The sequence below is a fragment of the Deltaproteobacteria bacterium HGW-Deltaproteobacteria-6 genome, from assembly GCA_002840435.1.
Taxonomy (GTDB): domain Bacteria; phylum Desulfobacterota; class Syntrophia; order Syntrophales; family Smithellaceae; genus UBA8904.
Window position 1 is genome coordinate 130,223 of sequence record PHAT01000005.1, and the last position, 25,763, is coordinate 155,985.

The window sequence follows — 25,763 nt, forward strand, 5'->3', positions numbered from 1 at the left end:
CAAAAAACACTTTTCGTGATATTCATGACTAAGAGACTGGAAATTTATCAATTTATTAGGCAGGACATTCTTAACAGGAAAACCATTCCCGTATTCCTCTGGCTTGCAAGTAAGTAGTCTCATTAATTCAAAATAGTAAAATTAAAGGATACCAATTATGGACGATACAAAAACTTTTGCCGAAATGTTCGAAGAATCTTACGCCACCCCCAAGCGCTATGCCGTGGGAGAAAAAGTAGAGGCAACGATTGTTAAAATTTCTCCGGAGTGGATTTTCATTGATCTGGGCGCCAAAAGCGAAGGCTACATGGATAAAAAAGAATTTCTCGATGACGCGGGGAATCTGACCATTAAGGAAGGCGATACGGTCACCGCCTATTTTCTTTCGTCGCGTCACAGCGAAAGACTCTTCACCACCAAATTGCTGGCGCGCAAAAGTGTCGATGAATTTCTGGTCAATGCTTATCAAAATGCGATTCCTCTGGAAGCCACCGTCGAAAAAGAAGTTAAGGGCGGCTTTTCCGTAAAAATCAGCGCCAGTGCCAGCGGCTTTTGTCCTTTCTCGCAAATGGACAAAAGAAGAATCGAAAATGCTGCGGATTACATCGGTAAAAAATTCGATTTCCTGGTGATAGAGTATGGGGAAAACGGCCGCAAAATCATCCTGTCCCGCCGTCCGCTGCTCGAAAAAATTGAACAGGAAAAAGTTGAAGAACTGAAGAAATCCTTGCAAAAAGGCATGACCGTCCGTGGCATTGTGACCTCCGTTCGCGACTTCGGCGCATTTGTCGATATCGGCGGCGTGCAGGCCCTGCTGCCGGTTTCGGAAATGACCTGGGGCAGAGTGGAAGACGCCAAATCTCTCTATAAATCCGGCGATGCCATCGAAGCCGTCATCATTAATCTGGATTGGGAAAATGACCGCATCACTTTATCCTTTAAAGACACACTCCCCGATCCCTGGAATGACGTTGTTCGTAATTACATTGAAGGCAGCATCCACAAGGGCAGGATATCGCGGCTGACCGATTTCGGCGCATTTGTCACGCTGGAGGCGGGCGTAGACGGGCTCTTGCATATTTCCAAGCTGGGCAAAGGGAAAAAAATCAAACACGCCCAGGATGTCCTGACCAGGGACCGCGAAATCGACGTGAAGATCGAAAAGATTGATCGCGACAACAAAAGAATTTCGCTGGATCTGGCTTCAAACAGTGAAGAAAAAAAGGACTCGGCGGAACCGGGCGATGATTACAAAAGTTACATGCCTAAAGCCCCTAAAACCATGGGCACATTCGGCGACCTGCTGAGCAAAGCCAAGAAGAAATAAGAAAAGGTTCAGCGGTTCACGGTTCAACGGCTGTAGCCCCCTGCCCTCCAGCGGGGGACACAGCACATTAATTGAAGTCATCATTCTTGTTCTTATTTCAACACAGTGTCAAATCACCCTTGAACCTCGGACCGATCATACCCCCGCAGGAGTATGAACCGCTGATGCGACGGGTCAAAAACATTGACGTTGACCGATCGGGTACGTTTAGAAAATTTTTAAATAACCCTGCCTGTCAAGGTAAAATAAAAGACATGAAAACACCAAGCATTCGTATACAACAGGCATTTTTTGCCGCCAGACAATAATCAGACGCCAAATCCGTCAATACATTGACGATTATTCTATCTATTATTAAATATCACCGGTCATCCCGGGGCCATCACAAATCTAATAAATTATAATTTATTTCGATATTTAACCGGATTACTTTTTTCATAAAGCGTATTCCAGACTTTTCAAATTACTTTAAGCCAAAAAAGGCATTGATATTGCATTATATTCTGTTTATAAATATTATCATGGAAGAAGATAACAATTTGAGAAATAAAATTTTGAATCTGGTAAAAGACTATTATCTGCAGAATATTCCACATCAAGACTTTATTCCCGGAAAGACACCCGTTCATTATGCGGGTCGTGTTTATGACGAAAATGAAATGCAGGCTGCCGTGGAGGCAGCGCTCGATTTCTGGCTCACGGAAGGCCGTTTTACTTCTCGCTTTGAATCCGATCTGGCCCAAAGAGTGGGAACCCGGCATGCTATTCTGGTCAATTCAGGATCCTCAGCCAACCTCCTTGCCCTAACCGCTTTAACGTCCGTCTTCCTTAATGAACGAAGACTGAAAGCAGGAGACGAAGTCATAACGGTTGCGGCCGGTTTCCCTACGACGGTTAATTCCATCATTCAGAACGGTCTTATCCCTGTATTTGTCGATGTTAATATTCCAAATTACAATATTGCTGTTGAAGATATCGAAAAAGCTCTAAGCCCGAAGACGCGTGCGATATTTTTGGCCCACACGCTGGGTAATCCTTTCGACATCGAACGGATCATCGCCATTGCCAAAAATCATAACCTGTTTGTGATCGAAGATAATTGCGATGCATTGGGGTCAATCTACAAAGGTCAGCCCACGGGATCTTTCGGCCATCTTTCGACCTGCTCATTTTACCCCGCACACCACATCACTCTGGGCGAAGGAGGCGCTGTGCTGACATCTGACGATACGCTGGCCAGGATCATTCGCTCTCTAAAAGACTGGGGCAGAGATTGCTATTGCAAACCCGGCATGAATAATCGCTGCGGAAAAAGATTTTCGGGGCAACATGGGGATTTACCTGAAGGCTACGATCATAAATACGTTTATTCCCATATCGGTTATAATTTGAAAGCCACGGAATTTCAGGCCGCCATCGGTGTGGAACAGTTAAAAAAGCTGGACGTTTTCTGTGAGGCTAGACGCAAGAATTTTCAACGCTGGACGGCAGGTTTCAAAAAATATGAAAAATACTTTATCCTGCCTAAAGCCACGGAGGATTCAGATCCGGCCTGGTTTGCCTTTCCATTGACGGTACGATGCAAAGATTCATGGTTTTCAAGAAATAACTTAACGGAATTCTTAAACGAACATCTTATTGAAACCCGAAATCTGTTCGGCGGCAATCTGCTGCGTCAACCCGCATACCGGGATATTACTTACCGCCGGACGGGTGAACTGCCCAATACGGACCGCATCATGAATGATACTTTCTTTCTGGGAACCTACCCCGGCCTGGGCAAGGAGCAAATTGAATACACACTGGATATCATCGACCGGTTTTTGTCTTCGCGGAGGATAAAATGAAAAAAACCACCGCAAAAACGAAAGAAAACCTTGCGGATGTTTATAATGGAAAACGTGTGCTTATCACCGGCGACACGGGTTTCAAAGGTTCGTGGCTGGCCCTGTGGCTTCACGAACTCGGCGCTTCAGTCACCGGAATTGCTCTTGCACCTTCTACTAAGCCTTCCCATTTCCAATTGGCATCGCTGAACAATGTCATTGATCATATCCATGTGGATATTCGCAGTCTGGACAAAGTTAAAAAAGTTTTTGCTCAGGTTAAACCGGAAATCGTCTTTCATTTGGCGGCTCAAGCCCTGGTTCGTGAGTCTTACGACGATCCCAAAGCAACTTTTGACACCAACGTGGGCGGAACGGTCAATATTCTGGAAGCCATCCGTCAGTGCACCGGCGTCAGAGCGGTTGTCGTTATTACGTCTGACAAATGCTACGATAATAAGGAATGGGTCTGGGGATACAGGGAAAGCGATCCGCTGGGCGGCCACGATCCTTACAGCGCCAGCAAGGGAGCCTCTGAAATCGTCTCTGCAGCCTATCACCGCTCTTACTTCGATTTAAAAGGTATTGGGCCTCATCTGGGCTTCGCCACGGCCCGCGCCGGCAATGTCATCGGCGGCGGTGACTGGGCTAAAGACCGAATCATTCCCGATTGCGTCCGCGCACTCACCGCAAACCAGCCCATCATCGTCAGAAATCCGCAAGCCACCCGTCCCTGGCAGCATGTATTGGACCCGTTACACGGCTATCTGCTGCTTGCTGCCCGGCTTCTGGAAAATCCGGATAGATTCAGCGGCGCCTGGAACTTCGGACCGCAAACATCCGATCAGATTACCGTTCACGCACTTGCCGAACGATTCATTCATGCCTGGGGAAGCGGCGCGATCCAAACACCTCCGATTAAAAAGGCTCCTCATGAAGCACACTTGCTGCATTTAAATATTGATAAAGCGGCATTCGGGTTGAAATGGCAACCCGTTTTGGATAGTTCATCAGCAATCAACTGGACGGTTGACTGGTACAAAATCTGGCATCGGTCCGGGAAGAACCAAAAAAACGTATCCGTTCAACAGATCAGAGAATTCAGCAATCTTGCAGCGATGAAAGGACAATATACTTCTTAGAAAATCAAAGATTTTGGGAGGAAGATCCATGAAAGTAGTCATCTTGGCCGGCGGTATGGGTACACGCATCAGTGAAGAGTCGCATTTAAAACCAAAACCGATGATTGAAATCGGGGAACATCCGATTTTATGGCATATTATGAAAATCTATTCTCATCACGGATTTGATGAATTCATTATCTGCCTGGGATATAAGGCCAACGTGGTCAAGGATTATTTTGCCAACTACTTCATGTACGAATCGGACGTGACGTTCAACTTCAAGAGCGGCAGGGAGATGTTCACCCATCGACATTACGCCGAGAAATGGACGGTAACGCTCGTCAACACGGGACTGGAAACCATGACAGGCGGCCGGGTGAAACGGATTCAAAAATATGTAGGGAATGAGCCATTTATGCTAACTTATGGAGATGGCGTTTCAAATGTCAATATACCCAAGCTTATTGACTTTCATAAATCACACGGCAAATATGTCACCGTTACAGCAGCCCAGCCCTTAGGCAGATTTGGTTCCCTAAGCATCGGCAAAACAAGCGAAGTAGCGGGATTTGTCGAAAAACCAAAGGGAGACAACAGTTGGATCAACGGCGGATTTTTTGTCATGCAGCCCGAAGTGTTTAATTACCTCAAGGAAGATGACACAAATCTGGAAGTGGACCCGCTGCAGAAATTGGCAAGTGAGCGCCACTTCATGGCGTACCGGCATGATGGTTTCTGGCAGCCCATGGACACAATGCGAGATAAAATACTTCTCGAAGAACTCTGGAAATCCGGCAAAGCGCCATGGAAAGTCTGGCAATAAAAAATTATTATAGGAGCTACAAATGAAAAACTATTTTGATCAGCCTCTGTTTATTTTTGAAATGGCTAACAATCATATGGGCTCTTTGGAACATGGCCTGACGATGATCAAAGCGTTTGCCGAAGTGGCCAGACCGTTCAAATTCCAGTTTGGATTCAAGTTTCAATTCCGGAATTTGGATACATTCATTCATCCCGATTACAAAACGCGGATGGACCTGAAAAACGTCAAACGGTTCAGCGAAACAAGACTATCGAAAGAACAATTTCAGGAACTGAAGGATGCTCTGAGCGCCAACCATTTCATATCCATCTGCACGCCCTTTGATGAACCGTCGGTAGATCTTATTGAAGAAATGAATTTCGATATTATCAAGATCGCCAGCTGTTCCTTTACCGACTGGCCTCTTTTAGAGCGAATCGTGCAAACTGACAAGCCGATCATCGCTTCAACGGCCGGCGCCACGCTTGATGATATCGACAAGGTGGTGAGTTTTTTCCGCAATCGAGAGAAAAAATTTGCCATCCTGCATTGTGTCGGCGAATATCCGACGCATATCGACACCCTGAATATGAATCAGATTGATCTGCTCAAGCGGCGCTATCCGGATGTCCCCGTCGGCTATTCAACCCATGAAGAACCGGACAATGTGGAATCCATTCAGACGGCCATCGCCAAAGGTGCATGTATCTTTGAAAAACATGTCGCCGTTGAAACAGAGGCTTTTAAGAAGAACGACTACTCGGCAACGCCCCGGCAGATCACCAGCTGGCTGCAATCTGCCGAAAAAGCCTATCGCATGGGCGGCGTTGTGGGTGAGCGATCAAAATCCACAGACAAGGAACTGGCCGACCTGAGACAATTCAAACGCGGTGTTTTCGCCGGCAGGAAGATTACCAAAGGGGAAAAGATTGATCAGACCAATACTTTTTATGCCTTTCCATGCGCTGACGGTCAACTCCTGGCCAACGATATGGCCAAATATGCCGAGCACTTTGCCGGCAGTGACATTGAAAAAAACGCCCCCGTTCAAGCATCCGGCATCAACACTGTTGATAAAAGAGAAAAAATTTATGCCATTGTCCAGCGCATTAAAAAAATATTATCCGCCGGTAATGTCGTGGTGCCGGGCATGGCTACCCTGGAAATATCACACCATTACGGCCTCGACCGTTTCGATGAAATCGGCTGCACCATCATCAATGTGGTGAACAGGGAATATTGTAAAAAGTTGATTGTTTTATGCCCCGGCCAGAAACATCCTGAACAATATCACAACGTGAAGGAAGAGACGTTTGTGGTATTACACGGGAATGTTCAGTTGATACTCGATGGCGTCGCCAAAAAATATAAAAGCGGTGACGTTGTCACGGTCACCCGCGGCACAAAACACATCTTCGAAAGCGACAACGGCGCCGTCATCGAAGAGATATCCTCAACGCATTATAAGGACGATTCCTACTATACGGATGAAACAATTCTTCAGAACAAGGACAGAAAAACCTATATTTCGCATTGGCTTGGATAATTTGCCGCAGCACGGAGCGCATCTGACAGCATGAAGACAATCGTGTGGGATATCGATGACGTACTAAATGATTGTACAAAAACGTGGCTGGAGACCTTCTGGTTGCCTGCTCATCCCGGCTGCAAATTAAAATACGGTGATTTGACAGAAAACCCGCCTCACAGGCTTTTGAAGGTCGAGCGGGAAGAATATCTCCATTCTTTGGATAAATTCCGGCTGTCGCCCCAGGCCAGGGCAATGGTTCCGGATGATCATCTCATAAACTGGTTCAGGATAAACGGCGCCCGGTTCCGGCATATTGCACTGACGGCCAGGCCGAGGAAAACCGTTTTTTCCGCAATCGACTGGGTGCTGCAATATTACAGTGAATGGTTCCAGACATTCAGTTTTGTCCCTGCAGAAAGGCCAGGTGAGCCGCCGGGGCACCCGGATCTTAATAAAAGCGATTTCCTGGCGTGGCTCGGAAAGGCTGACTATTTTATTGATGACAGCCCCGGCAACGTTATGGCGGCAAAAAAACTGAACATCAAGGCTTTTTTGGTCACACGCCCATGGAGCAGCGAAGGCTGCACACTTCAGGACATTTTGGAAACAGGTCTTAAGTAATAAAGGAAAAAAGATAACATGAAATTATCTGATTACGTTTTTGAATTTATCGCCCAATCTAAAATCAAGCACATTTTCATGCTTTCCGGCGGTGGCGCCATGCACCTTGTGGATTCCGTGGGTAAAAACAAGAACCTCACATACATCTGCAACCTGCATGAACAGGCTTGTGCCATTGCCGCCGACGCGTACAGCCAATATACCAATCATCTGGGCGTCGCATTGGTGACAACCGGCCCCGGCGGGACGAATACGATTACGGGCGTTGCGGGCGCCTGGCTGGATTCGATACCGGTTATGTTCATTTCGGGGCAGGTCAAGCGTGCGGACATGGCTGGCGCCAGCGGCGTCAGGCAAATGGGTTTTCAGGAAATCAACATTATTGAGCTGGTTTCATCCATCACCAAGTATGCCGTCACGGTTACCGAACCTGATACGATCCGATATCATCTGGAAAAGGCGATGTGGCTGGCTAAAAACGGCCGTCCCGGACCGGTCTGGATCGATATTCCGCTGGATGTCCAGGCTGCGAATATTAATGAAAATACTCTGGACGGATTTCATCCGGAAGCGTCAGATCATCCCTCCGGCATGAAAGATGATCATCTGACGTCTCAGGTTGGCAGGGCCGTTGCTCTTCTGAATCAGGCGAAACGGCCGGTCATCCTTGCAGGTAACGGCATAAGGCTGGCCGGTGCCCTGGGTCACTTTCTAGCGCTTATTGAAAAACTTCATATTCCTGTTTTAACCACCTGGAAGGCAGCGGACTTTCTGCCGGAGAAGCACCGGCTGTTTGCCGGCCGGCCCGGAGCAGTCGGACAGCGCGGTGCAAACTTCACCCAGCAGAACGCCGACTGGCTTTTAATCATCGGCACACGCATGGATCTGGGCCAGACCGCTTTCTCTCACGAAAATTTTGCGAGGGGCGCCCGAAAAATTATCGTCGATATCGATCAGGCTGAAATATCCAAATTGACCATGAACATTGATGTTCCCATCTGCACCGATGCCGGAACCTTTATCCACGAATTTCATCGGCAACAAGACAAAATCACCAACGTCGACCATTCCGAATGGCTCTCAATTTGTAAGACCTGGCAAAAAAAATACCCGGTGGTTTTACCTGAATACTGGCAACAGAAAAAATTTGTCAATGATTACGTATTAATCGACATTCTTTCAGACGAATTAAAGAAAAACGATCTCCTCATTCCCGGCAGTTCGGGCGCGTGCAGTGAACGAACCATGCAGGCAATACGCGTTAAAGCCGGCTTGCGCATCTTTAACAGCGAAGGTCTGGGATCAATGGGCTTCGGCATTCCGGCGGCCATTGGAGGCTGTATCGCCAGCGGTAAAAAACGCACGGTCTGCATCGACGGTGACGGCGGGTTTGTAATGAATATTCAGGAATTGGAAGTTGTTCGCAGATTGAATCTTCCCATCAAATTTTTTGTTTTGAACAACGGTGGTTACGTTTCGATCCAGAACACCCAGAAAAATTATTTTAACGGCAACTACGTCGCCAGCTCCGCCGCCAGCGGCCTGACGCTGCCGGATATCACTTCTGTGGCCAAAGCATTCGGCATTTCTGCGGCAAGGCTCATTAATCAAAACCGTATTCGGGATAAAGTACATGATATTCTAATGGAAAAAGGGCCTGTGGTTTGTGAAGTCATGGTGTCTCCGGATCAGGTCACAGCCCCCCGGGTTTCATCCCGGCAGCGTAAAAACGGATCCATGGAATCTCTTCCCATGGAAGATCTCTTGCCGTTTCTAGATCGGGAAGAGTTTCAATCCAGCATGAGCATTTCCTGCATCAATGAGACATAGTGCCATGAAAAAGATTTTGATCACGGGAGGAACGGGATTTATCGGACGTAATTTATGTGAACAACTGACGGGTTCTTATGAGACTGTCGCGCCGGCTTCCCGCAATCTTAATCTTTTAGATGATTTAGCTGTTTCCCGGTTTTTGAGCCAAGAACGCTTTGACGTCATCGTTCACGCGGCGACCTGGAATGCGACCAAGACGTCTACAAAAGATATCGCCAAAGTATTTGAAAACAATCTGCGCATGTTTTTTAATCTGGCCCGATGCAGAGATGAATATGGCAAAATGATTTACTACGGGTCAGGCGCGGAATTCGGCCGGGAAAATTGGAAGCCTAAAATGCGTGAAGAGGACCTTGACATGCATGTTCCAAATGATGCTTATGGTTTTTCGAAATATATTATAGCCAAATATACAATGAGCCGTCCCGATATTTATAATTTGAGACTTTTTGGTGTCTACGGGAAATATGAAGACTGGAGAATACGCTTCATCTCCAATGCCTGCGCCAAGGCTCTCTATGATATGCCGATCACCATTAAGCAAAACGTATTTTTTGATTATATGCATATTGATGATCTGGTTAACATTACACGATGGTTTATCGAAAACAATCCCCGGCACAAAACATTAAACGTCTGCACGGCAAAGACGTATGATCTTTTAACCCTGGCGGGGATCGTTCGCAGCATTTCAGGTAAGAATGTCGATATTGCAGTGAAACACGATGGACTGGGACGGGAATACAGCGGAGATCATACCAAACTGATTGCCGAAACGGGCGGAATTCATTTTAAAAGCATGGAGGACGGCATCGCCGAACTCTATGGCTGGTATCAGGATAACAAAAAGAACATCAACAGCAATCTTCTGCTGGTGGATCCCTGAAAGGAAGCGGCGGGTCAAATGCCCGCATGCAGGAAATATGAATCGGATAGAAGAGCTATTCAGACAAACAAATGAATATTACCTGGACGCCCTGGATCGAAAGTATCCTGACTTCGATCAAGTAATGGATAAAAAGCTTCCGGTTGTCATCTATGGCGCGGGACGAATGGGCGAAAAATTTCTGTACAACCTGCAAAAGCTGGGCATTGCCGCCCAGGCTTTTGCTGACGGTAATGCTGCGCGCTGGGGGCAACAACTGGCCGGAGTGGATATTGTAGATCCGACAACAATAAAAGCCAGATATGGCAGCGCCGCTGTTCTGATTGCCAGCCTGCTTTACGAATCTGAAATTGAGGCCAAGCTTTATGCTCTGGGCACCGATCATATCTATCCCCTGCGTTATCTGAACCTCAAACACCCGGACATCTTCATCTCGCCTGAATATGAAGGCGAGTCCGCAGCGCTGTTTGACGAGGCCAATCGCAGAGGCATTCTGGCATTGAATGAATTGTGGAATGACGACGAATCCAGGAGGATCTTCCAGAACATCATTGAATTTCGCCTGACGTTCAATAAAAAGTTGATACATGACTCCTCATCAAAAAACATCCAGTACTTTGAAAACGGCGTTATTCAGACAGGTGAGCAGGAGATTTTTGCTGATTGTGGCGCTTACAGCGGCGACACGCTGCAGGAATTCAGAAAACAAACCAAAAACCGGTTTAAAAAATATTACGCGTTTGAACCCGATGAAGAAAACATGAAAAAGCTCAGGCAGATAATCGAAGAAACGGACAACGGCAGAATTATCCCGGTGACCGCGGGCGTTTACATCACGTCAGGTAAAATAAGTTTTCTGGCCGAAGGCGCGCTGGATTCCCGCATCAGTTTGTCGCAGGGCACAGACTCTATACAGGTGTTCAGCCTTGATGATTTTTTTAAGCATAAAGAAGCGCCAACCTTTATTAAAATGGATATCGAGGGGGCGGAGGAAGAAGCGCTTAGGGGCGCCGAAGGTCTGCTCCGGGCCGATGCCCCGAAACTGGCCATTTCCGTGTATCACCGGGCAGCGGATCTCTGGCGGCTGCCGCTTCTGATCAAGGGGCTGCAAAAGCATTATCGTCTGTATCTGCGCCACTACTCCAGTGAGATTGTCGATACGGTATGCTACGCTGTTTAGCCGCGTTCAGAACAGGGGAAAACCAATGACACAAAAACAAGCAGATCTGCTCGATCGGGAACAAACCCGGGAACGTCTGAAAAAAGAGAAGCCGGCGGTATATGCCAAGTTTCTGGAGCTTGACCGCAAGGCCGCGCAGGGGCAAAGCCCGCCGCCGGTGATTGAAATTGCCTATCGCTACGACTGTAACCTCAACTGCGATCATTGTTTTGCCAGTTGTTTTCAGAAGAAAAGCAGGCGGCTTTCTCTGGATGATCTCAGACAATTGTCTTTGCAGGCGGAAAAAATGGGCGTCTATCAGTTCATCCTTCAGGGCGGCGAACCCCTGTTCTGGAAAGATTTTGATGATGTTGTCAACGCCTTGAACCCCCGGAATTTTTACATGGGTCTGGTCACCAACGCCACGCTCCTTAACCGTGAAAGACTGGATCATCTGCGCGCTCTGGGCATCGACAAGATTGTGATGAGCCTCGATTCCTTCAACCAGGAGCAATATGAGACCAATCGCCGCAAAGACGGCATTTTTCAGCACACCCTTGAAATGCTCAGGCAGGCCAGAGACGCAGGTCTACGCGTTGTCATCAACACGGTCGCTACGACGCAAAACGTCCGGGCGCCCGAACTGCTGAATCTGATTCAATTTGCCAAAGAAAACGGATTTATCATTTATGTGAATTTCGCCACACCCATCGGCAGTTGGAAAGGCCGTTACGACCTGCTTCTGACGCCGGAAGATGCGAACTATATCTATCAGCTCAACTGCGAACATGAAATTATCAAAAGAGATATTTTCCCCTACAAAGGCGTCAAGGTGCCCTGCCCCGCTTTACGCAGCGTCGTTTACATCACCGAATATGGCGATGTGCTGCCCTGTCCTTTTCTCCACATCGCCATCGGCAATATTTTGCAGGAGCCGCTTCCGGATATTTTGCGCCGCGGCATGACCATCTCGTGGTTTAAACACCCGCCATCCGTCTGCCTGGCAAGCGAGGATATGGATTTCATAAAAAATAAAATCGCCGGCATGTACGGCAAACCCTCGCCGGTTGACATGTATGAGGTGTTCGCACCTGACGAGATGGAAAAGGAAAATACATGAATGTCCTAATCGTTGTGCCGCATATGAACGCTTTATTCAAGCGAACCGATCTGGAAAACGTCACCGAATATCCATACAATTACACGTTTCCCATCGGGCCGGGATATATTTCCACAGCCTTGAAAAACGCCGGAATCAACACCTTTTGTGTAGATCTCAATTTCTACGATGATCCCATGCGCAAACTGGACCAAATGATTATGGATCATCGCGTCGACGTTGTCGGCATCGGCGGCCTGTCGCGGGAATACTGGCGCATCAAGCATATTTTTGATCATATCAGGAAACACTATCCGCACATCATCACCATTCTGGGCGGAGGCATCATCTCAGCCGAACCGGAACTGATCTTTACGGACATGAAAATCGATTTCGGCGTTCTGGGCGAAGGAGACAGGACCATCGTCGAACTGGTCCGGGCTCTGGAATCCGGCGGAAAACCCGCCGGGGTCAACGGCATTATTTTCAATGACAACGGCCGTCCGCTGATGACGCCCCCCCGCGACGTCATTGCCAGTCTGGATGAGATGCCGCTGCCCGATTATGACAGTTTTGAACTGAACAAATATCTGGATTATCAAAAGTGCCTGGATTTCTGGTTTATCAAGGAGGACAATCCGCGAGCCCTGCCGATTGTCGCGAGTCGCTCCTGCCCTCACAATTGCACGTTCTGCTATCATACCGTACCGACTTACCGTCAGGTATCGCTCGATCGTCTGTTTACCGATATCGAATACCTGGTCCCGAAATACAACATTAACTTCCTGTTCATTTACGACGACCTTTTCGCATCGTCCAAAAACAACAGCCGATTGGTGGAATTCTGCCGGCGGATCAAACCGTTCGGCCTTCAATGGTACTGCCAGCTGCGAATCGACAGCAAGATTGACGAGCAGGTCCTTCAGGACATGAAGGAATCCGGCTGCGTGGCTATCGGCCTGGGCATTGAACACCTTGACGAAGATGTCCTCAAAAGCATGAATAAAAACATCAAACGCGCCCAGATCGACCGGACGCTGCCGATGGTTTACGACGCCCAGGTGGGCATCGCGCCCAACATCCTGATTGGAGACGTGCGCGAGACGCGCGAAACCATCAACGCCTGTTATGAATGGTATCAAAAAAACCGCAGATATCAATTGAGCGTCGTGGAAGTCGTTCCTTATCCGGGTACAAAGCTTTATAAAACAGCGATTGAAAAAGGGTTGATTAAAGACCCGCTGGAGTATGTGCGTTCCGGGTGTCCCGGCATCAACTTCACGGGAATCGACCAGCAGGAATATGCGGGGCTGGTCCGCAAATTCCGCGACGACTTTTATCAGCCCGCGGAAAACGTGACCGTCAAATCGGGTTACGATCCGAACCGCGGCGACCTCTACACCATCGTGGCACGCTGCACTCATTGCGGCGAAATGAACGTCTATTCGAATGTCAGCAAGGTGCTGGTCAATGAACTGGGCTGCAAGAAATGCAATCATCGCTATTACCGGTTCCGCAATGAGGATTATTACTTTTATATCAATCTGCCGAAACTCAAAGGCCTGATCGACAATAATCCGGACATGGCCATCGGCCTGTGCGGCCCCAGCAAAATCATCGCCGCGCTGGTGAACAATCTTGATGAGCATTACCGGCGGCACGTGGTCAAGGTCTTTGACATCAATCCCCAGCGGCAGGGCCTGAGTCTCGGGCAATATACGATCGATAAAATTCCCGAAGACTTGTCGGAATTAAAGGGCGTGTTGGACATCATGTTCATTGCGGCGCAATTCTCTTATACTGAAATATACAACTCGATTGCCGAATTGAGAAATCACGGCATCGAAATTGTCTGAAAGGAAGGTCGTCCTTGAAAAATATGCTTTCTGATGAAATGATTTCCAGTCTTTTCGACTTTACTGAAAAAAATGTAGGGGCCTTCGATTTTCAGGAAGCCCTGATTTCCGACATTTTCAACAAAATTGTCCGGACGGGGGACATCGTCGTGGACGGCGGGGCGCATACGGGAAGGCACACGCAAACCCTGGCCGCGCTCGCCGGAGCAAAAGGCCGGGTTTATGCTTTTGAGCCTCTGCCCGCGCTGGCAACGGATCTTACCCGAAAATATCAGGCTTCTTCAAATGTTGGAATTATTCCCAAGGCTCTGTCCAACTCATCGGGAAAAACACGGTTTATTTTTGTGAAAAATAATCCAAGTTACAGCGGCATCGAGGCATCCAACCGATTGACCGACGCTCAGAATATCGAAATCGAAGTTGAAACGACCACGCTGGATGCAGAACTGGCAGGCGAGACATCCTGCCGGCTGATCAAGCTGGATGTCGAAGGCGCGGAATACCTGGCGCTGTCCGGCGCATTGAATATTCTGGACCATTTGGCGCCGCTGGTGCTGCTGGAAAATGACTTGCAACAGACGGCCACCCGCTATGGATACAGCCGGGAACAGTTCTTTGACATCTTCACAAGAACCGGTTACCGGTTGTTCGACATTACCGGCATCGAAATTACTGAAGATCACTGGATCGGCAGGAGGCCGCACTTTGACAACTTCATCGCCGTGAAAAGGCCTGAGGATATTGATTTTGTCAAAACCGGTTTGCCGCAGCTCCTGTTTGCCACGCTTTTGAAAATGAATTACGTTATTGCCGATGTGACACGAAATATTTTTACCGTCATGCAATGGATTGCCTCCGGTCAAAAAGTCGTTCTCTTCGGCGCGGGAAACCGGGCCCGCCTGATTCTGGAAAATTATCCCGTGCCGTTTGCTTACGCAGCCGACAATGACCCGGGAAAAACCGGCGGCAAATTGTGCGGCATTGAGATCTTCTCACCTGCAAAACTTCTGGAGGAATCCAAAGATCTGAAAATTGTCATCATCAGTCTTTGGGGAGCGGAGATTCAAAAGCAATTAATCGAAATGGGGTTTTCACCTGACCGCATTTTAAAGTTGAATATCCACTGATAATATTTTGAAAGATGGAAAACGGTCATATGGACATACCCAAATATACCCAACTGAGACAGGATGAGCGCCCCTCGCTGGAAAGGCTACTGCCTTTGTCTTTCCCGATCAGTCTGTACATTGAACCCACCAACCGGTGCATGTTTCGCTGCACGTACTGTCCGATGTCGATTGCCGACTACGAAAAAGAAGCGGGCGGATTCCGGACGATGACCTTTGCCGAGTTTCAAAAGATCGCTTCCGACATCCGGGCGGGCGGTTCTTTGAAAGTCCTGAGGTTTTATTTCATGGGCGAACCGCTTCTCAACCCCGATCTTCCCGAGATGATTGCGCTGGCCTGTAATATGCAGCTTGCCGAACGAACCGAATTAACCACCAACGGTGTTCTGCTCAATGACGCAATGTCCAAATCTTTGATTCGTTCGGGACTTGATTATCTGCGAATCAGCATTTCGAGCGTGAACCAGAACAGACATGAACGGGTAACGCAGTCACGCATAAAAGTTGAGAAAATATACGATAACATCCGCCGGTTCAAAGATATACGCAATGAAATGGGTTCGAAAAAGCCTTTTCTCTATGTAAAACTTCTGGATCCTGCAAATTCCGCCGAGCGATCCACCTTCCTGGATATGTATCAACCGATCGCCGATGAGGCAGTCATCGAAGAGCCGATGAACTGGGACAGTTACGGCGATCACGATCTAATGGCCGCACTTTACGGAACCAGGACTCAAACCGGCAGCGACCATTCGCATTCCCATCCCAAGGAAGTCTGCCCTTTTCCCTTCTACACTCTGGCCATCACAGCCAACGGCGACGTAACGGTCTGTTGCGTGGACTGGAATAAGGCGACAAAAGTAGGAAACGTTTTTGAATCCTCCCTGAAAGACATCTGGGATGGAGACAAAATGCAAGCGTTCCGCCGCATGCATATCAACCGGCAGCGGCGGAACAACCCTTCGTGCCGCAACTGCACGTTTCTTTATTCAGCACCGGATAATCTGGATCATCTGTCTGACGACACCCTGTCAGCACTTCTTACTCAAAACACATTCGGCGGAAATAAGACATGAAGATAAGCATATTGACCACGGGAATTTACGCGCGGCGTTCCATCGACAAAACGCGGACGGGAAGAGTTGGATGTGAGACAGGTTATGGATTAATCCTGAAAAAGGGATCAAGAGGATTATTCCTTACATGACGTGCATCTTAATAGTTACTTTGAAAAGTTGATCGTAATGATTGCGCATAAGGGATGCCTTGAAATTTTGGGGATGACATATGAAATTTACTGAAACCGCCATGAAAGGCTTATGGGTTATCGATTCCCATTTCTTCGCCGATGAAAGAGGTACTTTAGTAAAGCCGTTTGAGTATCATCAGTATTTTGCCAGAGGCCTTCAGTGCAATTACGAGGAAACCTTCTACTCCGTTTCCAGGAAGGGCGTTATCAGAGGATTCCATTTTCAACTTCCTCCCATGACATCAGAAAAGCTTGTCTGGGTGTCTCAGGGAATGATTCTTGATGTTGTCCTTGATCTGCGGGTGCAATCGGAATCGTATCAGCAGATTTTTTCCATTGAATTGTCCGCGGAAAATCATAAAGCGATCTATCTGCCTCAAGGGCTGGCTCATGCTTTTTGCGTTCTGAGTGATAAGGCCACCGTGTATTATCAAATCAGCAAAGCGCATTCGCCGGAAAAGGATAGCGGCATTAAATGGAATTCCGTGAACTTTGATTGGCCTGTTGAGAATCCCATTGTTTCTAAAAGGGATAATGAGCTGACGGATTTGAAATCCTTCAAGTCCCCCTTCTGAGGAAAATATGAAAATACTGGTAACGGGTGCCACAGGTTTTATCGGAAGAAACCTTTCCAGCGCACTGGCAAATGACAGCGACAACCAAATCTATGCATTAATGCGACAGGCATCGGACAAGACCATGCTGCACAGGAATGTTATTCCTGTTGAATATGAAAGTGTAGGCAAATTAATCAATACCCTGAAGCAACAGGAAATTGAAGGCATCGTGCATTCGGCCGGATATTTTATTGCAAACCATGACACCGTTGATATTGATAAGTTAATTGATGCGAATGTTTTATTCGGATCTCGCGTTATAGAAAGCGGCACTCGGGCAGGGATAAAGTGGTTCATCAATACCTCCTCTTTCTGGCAGCATTATCAGAATATGCCTTACAACCCCGTCGCTCTTTATGCAGCCACTAAAAAAGCCTTCGAGGATATTCTCCTTTATTATGTTGAGACATCATCTGTCAGAATTGTTAATCTGGAATTATTCGATACCTATGGAGCTAACGACAATCGCCGGAAGCTGTTCCGGTACCTCCTGGATGCGATGGAAAGCGGCGCCACATTGTCAATGTCGCCCGGCGAACAACTGATCAACCTTGTTTACATAGATGACGTCATCTCCGCTTATCTGCTGACGATACAAGCACTGCACAAAGGTTACCCTCAACTGGAAAAAAATTATAGCGTTTCTTCAAAGGATCTGCATTCATTAAAAGATGTGGTTAAATTATTTTCCGAAAAATTTGAAAAACCAATATCTATAAATTGGGGTGGTATTCCATATAGACCAAGGGAAGTAATGAATCCTTATCCCCAATATGCTGAAGTTCCGGGCTGGTCCCAGCAATACAACCTGAACCTGGGGATAAAAAAACTATTGGAAGCATACATCGGAAAAAGCGCCGAGGCAAAAAATGAATAAGACAAAAACAATGAAAGAGACCACCCCCCTTCTTTCCATATTAATACCGACGTGGAACCGGGTTGATCAGGTTATTCGGGCAATCGAAAGCATCGGGCCTTCACCCGGGGACCTTGAGGTGATCGTCGTAGACAACGCATCCGATGAAGCAATATCCAACCGCCTGAAAGAACTTCTGGCCGGCAAAGATTATGTCAGATTCTTCCGGAATGAAGCAAATATTGGAATGGTCAGAAACTGGAATAAATGTATTGCGTATGCAAAAGGCAAGTGGATGGGGTTGTTATGCTCGGATGATGAGTATTACCCGGGCGCCGTTCATCACATTCGCGACATCCTCCGCTCAAGACAAACCCCCGCCGTCGTTTTACAGGACGCCAGTATTGCCGCTCCATATGTCATCTGCAAAGCAGGCGCGGAAACCATCCGTGGGATCCGTCTCCCCCTGGCTTCAGGCAATTTCTGGCATAGAGATGTCAGTGAGACAATCGGTCCATTTGATGAAAGACTGGAATACAGTCCCGACGCTGAATACTGGTTCAGAGCCGCTTCCCGGTTTCCGGTTATCAAGGTCAAAAAACCGATGGCCAAATACCATGCCCACGAATCGAACTATATGTGGGAAACCTGGGCTAAAGACGATTTCCTTGATCAGACGGCTCTATTGATTCGCTTAAATTGCAGATATTTATCAGGCGATCAATACAATGATGAAACCGTTAATCGTGTCATTGATGACGGTCTGAAACAGACACTTTTCACCATTCTCGAAACCACAGCGCTGATGATCGACAAAAAAGACTTATTCGATCGATATTGTGAAGTTGCAAACACAATGATGAAAACAGAAGATGAATCACAACGATTATCGCGCATGATTTCCAGGCATCATGCGTTTCTGAATAATCTGGGAAGAACAACTGGAGAATCTATGGAGAAATCAAATAATATGAACATACCCATAACCTTCATGATTACAGTCTATAACGAAGAATCCCGCATCCGGTATGTTTTAGAGCACGCGGTGCGCTGGGCGGACGAGATCATCGTGTTTATCAAGGCCTCAACGGACAGAACCAGGGCAATCTGCGAGGAATTCGGCGAGCGGGTCAAAATTATTGACAGACCGTTTAGCCCAAGAGGTCATGGAGACACGGTAGGCGATGCCCAACAGGCCAGCAATAACTGGATATTCTTCGGGACAGCATCTGAAATACCGACCTATAACCTCATCCAGAATGTCAGGAATATGCTATCTGAAACCAAAGGGGAACTTGACCTGATCTATGTCCCTCGCAAATATTATTCATTTGGCATTCATGATAAACGATCACCATGGTACATAAGTTATTTTCCTTTTTTAATAAACAGGGACCGGGCCATTATTGCCAATGTGATACACTCCAATTTCAGACCGAGGAATCCACAGAATACACGAGTCATCCAGTTTTCCGATGATTGCTGTGTGTATCATTTTACGCATCCATCGGCCAAAGATTACATGTTGGACATGACCCAGTATTTTGAAGCTGAAGCAGAAAGCTGCACCGATCCTGCTCAAAAAATCCAGATGTGTATCAATAACATTGCGCAATTTGAAAAGCAGCTGGTAGACGCAGGGCCTCCGCTTCTTGGACATTATCTGGCCTGGCATATTTATTGGTTGGGCACTGCGCTGTTTGTGTGGGAAAAGCAGAGGGGGTTAAACGTAGGAGAATATTACAGAGCTTTGCAGGAAGAAATCATCCAAAAGGAATGGTTGTCTCCCAGGGAACAGAAGGAAGCGTTGTTTCCCGGAGAACAATATGACAATATCAGAAAAATGCTGGAACAAAATAACCATGTCATGGCCATTGAGGCACTGGAGAAAGTTCTCGTTGATCATCCTAATCTTGGCATAGCCCATCATGATCTTGCGACGCTCTACTCCCAAACGGTAAACAGTGAGAAAGCTCTTGAACATTATGAACTGGCGGTAAAGTTAGAACCGAATAACATCACCTTTTTAAAAAGCATGGCTAATTTCCTTTACACCAGACAAAAAGAAACGCAAAAGGCTTTACAACTATACATTAAAATCCTGTCAATTAATCCGGCTGATATTGAAGTTCTTTTGGTGCTCGGTCATATTGCAACTGATAACGGACAGCTGGATCGCGCAAAAGACTTTTATAGGAGAGTCCTCGATATTGACCCTGCCAATACTGACGCCTGTAGATGGTTTGCAATGCTCGGCGGCCAGAATCACGACATGAAGCCAAAGCAGGTTGATCCCGCTGAAACTGATGTCACAAATTCAACGGAAGATTATCTCGTCTCGGCCATCGTCTCGGCATATAATTCCGAACGCTTCATCCGTGGGTGCATTGAGGATCTTGAAGCTCAGACGATTGCAGATAAACTGGAAATTGTCGTTGTGGATAGTTGTTCTCCGCAAAAGGAACGTGCCGTCGTGGAGGAGTTTCAAAGAAAATACTCCAATATCAAGTACATCAGAACCGAAGAACGCGAAACAGTCTACGCGGCTTGGAACAGAGGAATAAAGGCCGCTTCAGGAAAATATATCACCAATGCCAATACCGATGATCGTCACCGCAAAGATGCATTTGAAATCATGGTTAATGAGCTTGAAAGAAAACCGGAAATTACCCTGGTCTATGCCGATGTGATCATAACGGAAAAGGAAAATGAAACCTTCGATCAGCATACACCTTGCGGCCATTACAGATGGTATGACTGGGACAGAAGCGTCCTGCTCAATCAAGGATGTTTTATGGGACCGCAACCGATGTGGCGACGATCCGTTCATCATGAATACGGATATTTTGACGACTCAATGGTGTCATCGGGTGATTATGAATTCTGGTTGCGCATATCGCAAACCCACAATTTTTTTCACATCAAAACGCCGCTTGGATTATATTTAAAGTCCCCCGAAAGCATTGAACACAGCAACAGGGAAAAACAACGGGATGAAAACAACAGGATTCTGGCTTTATACCGTCAAAAAGCTCAACAAAAGCAGGCGGCGGAATCTGACGCCGTAAAAGAAATTTCTCCGCTGATGAATCCTGAATTCATTACCGGCATGACATCCATTATCATTCTCACGCAAAACCGGCTAGATCAAACAAAAAAATGCGTCAAAAGCATCCGCAAATATACATCGGAAGCCCATGAGATTATTTTTATTGATAACGGCTCTACCGACAGCACCGTCAAATGGCTGCAAGGTCAGATCAGGGAAAATAAAAACTGCCGTTTGATTGAGAACAAAAAAAATGTTGGACTTCCAAAAGGTCGGAATCAGGGCATCAATCTGTCCACGGGTGAATGGATTGTCCTGATAGATAACGATACGGTGGTCAGCGAAGGCTGGCTTTCCGGAATGCTGGAATGCCTGAACCATGCACCTGCTGCGGGCATCGTCGGCCCCATGACCAACAGCACCAACGGTCTTCAGCAGGTAACGGACGAAGCCTATCAAACTGCGGATCGACTCGATAAATTAGCGGCAGCCTTTAAAGAACGATTTCACAACCGCCGGATTCCCTACCGCGATATTAAAGGATTCTGCATGCTGTTCAAGCGGACACTCGTGGAAAAGATCGGCCTTTTCGACGAACGTTTCGACTCCGGTCGTTTTGAGGATGAAGATCTCTGCTGGAGATCCGCACTGGAAGATTATCAAAATTACATTTGTGGAGATGTATTCATTTATCATTCCGGAGGAAAAAGATCGTCCGGTGACCGGCAGGTCATCGATAAAAAGTGGTCCCTCAGCATGGCAACCCCTGAAGGCAGGAAAATGGCTATTCTGAAAGCTTCTGAATTTGCCGATATTTTATATTCACAGGGAAAAATCGATCAGGCCGTTGAGGCTCTCGTTAATTGCATTAAATTTTCCCCGGACGCAAAGGAAATTTATTATGAGCTGACCCGCATGTTTATTGAATCCAAAAGATTTTCCGAGGCATGGGAAGTTGTCGGGACCATGCCCGAAACCGCAAAAAGTGAACTTAAGGGTCTGGAATGTGCGGGTTATGCCAAGGAGGGTCTCGGGCTGGATGATGAAGCGGCCGGGTATTTGGACAAAATGTTGTCTTTGAACGAAAACTACCCTCCCGCGCTGAATTTAAAAGGCGTCCTGGCGTATAAAAAAGGTGATAAACCGGAAGCGTTATCCTGTTTTCAGAAGGCTATTAATGCTGATCCGGGTTATGGCGAAGCCTATACCAATCTGGGCGTTCTGGATTGGGGAATGGATGATAAAAAAAATGAAGCCCTGACCCATTTGAAAAAGGGCTTCATTCTGTCGCCAACCTTACCGGATGCCAGTTCGCTTTATTACTCAGTTGTCTCTTCTTTGGGTCTGTTCGATGACGCAGAAGCCGATTTTCGGGAAGTTGCCAACCGGTATCCCAGCAACAAGAATATTGCCTTTTTATTCATAGATATTCTCATCCAGCAGGCCAAATTTACTGAGGCTTTGATTCTTATTCAAGATGTGCTTGTTTCGTATGGCCTGGACGACAGCATTCTGAATGCTGCCGTGGCTGTCCGTGAAAACGTTGGCCCTCTTCAAATTGAAAAAACATCAAAAAAAGGCACTCTGTCGCTTTGCATGATTGTGAAAAATGAAGAAAAACATCTGGTCAGATGTTTAAAAAGCGTGAGGGATGTCGTCGATGAAATAATTATGGTGGATACGGGCTCAACGGATAGAACCATTGATATCGGTAAAATCTTCGGGGCAAAAATATTTGAGTTCCCCTGGACAGGCGATTTTTCGGCCGCTCGCAATGAATCACTCAAATATGCTACGGGCGATTGGATACTGATACTGGACGCTGATGAGGTTCTGTCGCCTCTGGATTTTAAAGAACTCAAAGACATCATTCACAAGAAGTCGTCGTCACCTGCCGCGTATTCCATCATCACGAGAAATTACTTGAATAACATGAGTGTGATTGGATGGATGCCGAACACCGGGCAATACCCCGAAGAAGCGGGAGCCGGATGGGTGCCTAGCCCGAAGGTCCGCCTTTACCCGAGAAGAAAAGAGGTTTTCTTTATCAATCCCGTTCATGAACTGCTGGAGAGTTCATTGAAAAAGGCTAAAATTCCAATCCATCCCAGTAACATTATTGTTCATCACTACGGGAAATTGGATATGGAGCGGGACGCCCAGAAAGGCATTGATTATTATCTGTTGGGGAAAATCAAATATGAAAGCGACCCAACCAACATGAAATATATTTATGAACTGGCCAAGCAAGCTCATCTGCTTAATAAATATGAAGAATCTGTAGAACTGTGGCTCAAGCTTCTGTCTCTTTACGAAAAGAATGCTTCATTACCGAGTCATCAGGAATTCTTGAATTTTACATTCGGTGATCCGTTACCCGAAATTTACACACAACTTACTGCAGCGCTCTTGTCTCTTAATCGCTTTAATGAAGCGCTGGAAGCAGCAACCAAAGCCATGGCACAGAAGACAAAACTCAAAGAATGTATCAATCTCTACGCGATGTGTGAAATGGTCGCAGGTTCGCTGGACAGGGCGTTTCACGCACTGGAAAATCAACTCAAAGCCATGCCCGACTACGCCCCGGCACTGGTTCTGAAAGGGGCCATTCACTGCCTGCAAGGGGAAAACGACAAATCGCATGAAATATTCAGTTCAATGAAGGAGAAAAGGATAAGCATTTCCACCTTGCTGAACAAATTATCCAGAAACTTTCATACCATCGGAAAGAATGACAAGGCTTTGCTCATCCTCAACGCGGAGATTGAAAATAAAATAAGCAATATGGAAACCATGGAATTGCTTGAACAGATCAATAAAGAGATGGCAAACTAGGGCATTCTGGTCCGCACGAGGATAAACGCAACGTCATTTGAGGGATCCGGCAATGCTTAATCTGCCGGGCTCCCGCGAAGACCCGCGGCCAGATTCAGATTAATGTCAATAATAATTTTGAGTTTTTCCGGATCCGGCTGCGCCATGACCTGAATAATTCTATTATCAATAAAGACGCTCAGTGTTAGAATATTGTTACGAATCTCAACGGGCAAAGGGTTGTCGTCCTTGATCAGTTCCGACTGCAAAATACTCCAGACCACCTGGTTTACGCGGAGCGCATCGGCCAGCGCTGCGTCATGATCAGGAGCATCCCAGTTTTTCCGGCAGTCGGAAAGCAGAACCGCGCACCGGGTCAAGGCGGCGGCTTCAATATCCCTTCCCGATGTATTATCAATATTCTGAACTTTTCTATAGGCATCGAGTTGCTTCGTGTACACTATTTTGAACCTCTACCAAATCAGCTTACCTCGAAACCTTCAAATTGACAAGCATGGCATCCGGCCATTTTGCATGCTGTTTCAAAAATTTACCCGGAGCCTTGATGGAAGAAAACACATTATCGATAATGTGGTCATTCCAGCAAATAAATGGCCATGATGATTGGGGGGTTTTGTCGCCGAATTTCAGCTGAATGAAATTCCATGTTCTGCATTTAAAGTTACCTGTTGAAATGCACAGCCTTCGCTGCCAGCAATGAACTGGAAGCGCTGACCTTTTTTCTAGTCCGCCGAACTGCCGCGCAATCCCGCTGCCAGATTTAGATTGATGTCAATCAGAATCTGGAGCTTTTCAGGCTCAGGACTAGCCATGACCTCAATGATCCTTTTGTCGATAAAGACGCTGAGAGTAAGCAGATTGTTGCGAATCTCGATAGGCAGGGGGTTGTCATCATTCGCCAGTTCCGATTGCAGAATACTCCAGACCATCTGGTTGTTTCTCAATGCTTCGTCCAGATGTGCATCACGACCGGCGGCATTCCAATTATTCTGACAAGCGGAAAGCATCAGGGCGCAGCGCGTCAGAGCTGCGGCTTCGATATCCCGTCCGGACATGTTATCATTGGTATTATGCGCTGTTCTATAAGCTTCGAGTTGCATTGCGTACACGGTCGATAACCTCCTGTTCATATTCAATGAGTTTTTTTGTCAGTTTCAGCGCCTGGTAATACCGTTCATCAAGTATTTTTTCACTGATCTCCTGCAGGACCGGCTTTCTGCTGGGCGCAGCTTTGGCCACATCCTTGACCAGTTCCCAAAATGTTTTGTGGTGCTCCGGCAGATTTTTGCCATCAACATACATCAGCTGTATGGCAAAATATATTCTTTTGCAGGGCGTGTTTGCCGATGCCAGCGTCATAATATCTTTTTCACGCAGGATCGGCACATCATTTTCAACGACAAAAGTACTTTTGGCATCACCGTTGGCGATGACCGCTCCACCCAGAATGAATTTTTCACAAGGCTTCAGCGTTATCTTGAGCGCCATAAGATTTTCCCTTAACTTTCCCTTAGGCTCTAGACATTAAAATCAAGTACAACACCAGGATTACCAACAGGTTTTACCTGAGGCGCCTTGGCTTTCACCGCACTGTTATCCGGAGATGCCGTCTTGTCGTTTTCTTGTTGTTTTATCGCTTTTTGCTCTTCCACTGGAACAGATAACGGACTTTTTACATCTTCTCCGGTCATCTGTTTGATCCCCTCGATGAGAAGGATATCCTGGGTATTGCCTATCGGGAAAAAAGGCGGATAGACAACCTCAGTTAAACTCCCGTCCCCGGAAACCTTCGAACTACCAACCGTTGCCTCAGGCACATTATCCTGAGGCGGGGAAGTATTGTTTTGCGAGGAAATATTCTCCCTTCTGGAGTTCAGTCTTTCCTCAACCGTTCGGAATAAGCCTTGAGCAATTTGAATATTTTGAATATTCATAAGCTGCACCTTTTAACCGGAATTAAGGC

At 46.9% G+C, this 25,763-nt stretch carries 20 protein-coding genes; 16 read left to right on the forward strand and 4 right to left on the reverse strand.

The window, feature by feature from the left end:
* The first annotated feature begins 157 nt into the window (after window positions 1-157).
* The 16 genes from CVU71_10815 to CVU71_10890 all read left to right on the forward strand — a co-directional run bounded on the left by CVU71_10815 (window position 158) and on the right by CVU71_10890 (window position 23,800).
* Window positions 158-1,327 (forward strand): 30S ribosomal protein S1, encoded by a 1,170-nt coding sequence (locus tag CVU71_10815; protein ID PKN18008.1) that lies wholly within the window; start codon window positions 158-160, stop codon window positions 1,325-1,327.
* A gap of 521 nt (window positions 1,328-1,848) precedes the next feature.
* Entirely contained in the window at window positions 1,849-3,174 is a 1,326-nt protein-coding gene (locus CVU71_10820) for a lipopolysaccharide biosynthesis protein RfbH (GenBank protein PKN18693.1), read from the forward strand.
* A complete protein-coding gene (rfbG, locus tag CVU71_10825) occupies window positions 3,171-4,295 on the forward strand; it encodes a CDP-glucose 4,6-dehydratase (protein PKN18009.1) in 1,125 nt (374 codons plus the stop codon). Before CVU71_10820 ends, rfbG begins: the two co-directional genes overlap by 4 nt.
* 28 nt (window positions 4,296-4,323) lie before the next feature.
* On the forward strand, window positions 4,324-5,100 hold the full coding sequence (rfbF, locus tag CVU71_10830) for a glucose-1-phosphate cytidylyltransferase (GenBank protein ID PKN18010.1): 777 nt from the start codon (window positions 4,324-4,326) through the stop codon (window positions 5,098-5,100).
* A gap of 22 nt (window positions 5,101-5,122) precedes the next feature.
* On the forward strand, window positions 5,123-6,628 hold the full coding sequence (locus tag CVU71_10835; protein ID PKN18011.1) for a spore coat protein: 1,506 nt from the start codon (window positions 5,123-5,125) through the stop codon (window positions 6,626-6,628).
* A gap of 30 nt (window positions 6,629-6,658) precedes the next feature.
* Window positions 6,659-7,234 (forward strand): hypothetical protein, encoded by a 576-nt coding sequence (locus CVU71_10840; protein PKN18012.1) that lies wholly within the window; start codon window positions 6,659-6,661, stop codon window positions 7,232-7,234.
* Between the two features lie 18 nt (window positions 7,235-7,252).
* Complete coding sequence (locus CVU71_10845; protein PKN18013.1) at window positions 7,253-9,064, forward strand: thiamine pyrophosphate-binding protein; 1,812 nt, start codon at window positions 7,253-7,255, stop codon at window positions 9,062-9,064.
* Entirely contained in the window at window positions 9,054-9,953 is a 900-nt protein-coding gene (locus tag CVU71_10850; protein PKN18014.1) for an NAD-dependent dehydratase, read from the forward strand. The genes CVU71_10845 and CVU71_10850 overlap by 11 nt, the downstream gene beginning before the upstream one ends.
* Complete coding sequence (locus CVU71_10855; protein PKN18015.1) at window positions 9,892-11,133, forward strand: hypothetical protein; 1,242 nt, start codon at window positions 9,892-9,894, stop codon at window positions 11,131-11,133. The genes CVU71_10850 and CVU71_10855 overlap by 62 nt, the downstream gene beginning before the upstream one ends.
* A gap of 25 nt (window positions 11,134-11,158) precedes the next feature.
* Window positions 11,159-12,232 carry a hypothetical protein gene (locus tag CVU71_10860; GenBank protein ID PKN18016.1) on the forward strand — a complete coding sequence of 358 codons (1,074 nt, stop codon included), beginning with the start codon at window positions 11,159-11,161 and terminating at the stop codon, window positions 12,230-12,232.
* Complete coding sequence (locus tag CVU71_10865; GenBank protein ID PKN18017.1) at window positions 12,229-14,067, forward strand: hypothetical protein; 1,839 nt, start codon at window positions 12,229-12,231, stop codon at window positions 14,065-14,067. Before CVU71_10860 ends, CVU71_10865 begins: the two co-directional genes overlap by 4 nt.
* Before the next feature lie 14 nt (window positions 14,068-14,081).
* Entirely contained in the window at window positions 14,082-15,194 is a 1,113-nt protein-coding gene (locus tag CVU71_10870; protein PKN18018.1) for a hypothetical protein, read from the forward strand.
* A gap of 14 nt (window positions 15,195-15,208) precedes the next feature.
* The gene (locus CVU71_10875; protein PKN18019.1) at window positions 15,209-16,270 is read left to right on the forward strand and encodes a hypothetical protein; all 1,062 of its coding nucleotides are present in this window, start codon (window positions 15,209-15,211) and stop codon (window positions 16,268-16,270) included.
* A gap of 211 nt (window positions 16,271-16,481) precedes the next feature.
* The gene (locus CVU71_10880; GenBank protein ID PKN18020.1) at window positions 16,482-17,018 is read left to right on the forward strand and encodes a dTDP-4-dehydrorhamnose 3,5-epimerase; all 537 of its coding nucleotides are present in this window, start codon (window positions 16,482-16,484) and stop codon (window positions 17,016-17,018) included.
* Window positions 17,019-17,025: 7 nt separating this feature from the next.
* On the forward strand, window positions 17,026-17,937 hold the full coding sequence (locus CVU71_10885) for a hypothetical protein (protein PKN18021.1): 912 nt from the start codon (window positions 17,026-17,028) through the stop codon (window positions 17,935-17,937).
* Window positions 17,930-23,800: a hypothetical protein gene (locus tag CVU71_10890; protein ID PKN18022.1), complete on the forward strand. Its 5,871-nt coding sequence runs from the start codon at window positions 17,930-17,932 to the stop codon at window positions 23,798-23,800. Before CVU71_10885 ends, CVU71_10890 begins: the two co-directional genes overlap by 8 nt.
* A gap of 56 nt (window positions 23,801-23,856) precedes the next feature.
* Here CVU71_10890 and CVU71_10895 read toward each other — a convergent pair whose 3' ends face one another.
* From CVU71_10895 to CVU71_10910, 4 genes are all read right to left on the reverse strand, one after another.
* Window positions 23,857-24,240 (reverse strand): flagellar biosynthesis regulator FlhF, encoded by a 384-nt coding sequence (locus CVU71_10895; GenBank protein ID PKN18023.1) that lies wholly within the window; start codon window positions 24,238-24,240, stop codon window positions 23,857-23,859.
* Window positions 24,241-24,522: 282 nt separating this feature from the next.
* On the reverse strand, window positions 24,523-24,900 hold the full coding sequence (locus CVU71_10900; protein ID PKN18024.1) for a flagellar biosynthesis regulator FlhF: 378 nt from the start codon (window positions 24,898-24,900) through the stop codon (window positions 24,523-24,525).
* Window positions 24,881-25,288 (reverse strand): flagellar protein FlbT, encoded by a 408-nt coding sequence (locus tag CVU71_10905; protein PKN18025.1) that lies wholly within the window; start codon window positions 25,286-25,288, stop codon window positions 24,881-24,883. Before CVU71_10905 ends, CVU71_10900 begins: the two co-directional genes overlap by 20 nt.
* Before the next feature lie 29 nt (window positions 25,289-25,317).
* The gene (locus CVU71_10910; GenBank protein ID PKN18026.1) at window positions 25,318-25,734 is read right to left on the reverse strand and encodes a hypothetical protein; all 417 of its coding nucleotides are present in this window, start codon (window positions 25,732-25,734) and stop codon (window positions 25,318-25,320) included.
* Window positions 25,735-25,763: the final 29 nt, after the last annotated feature.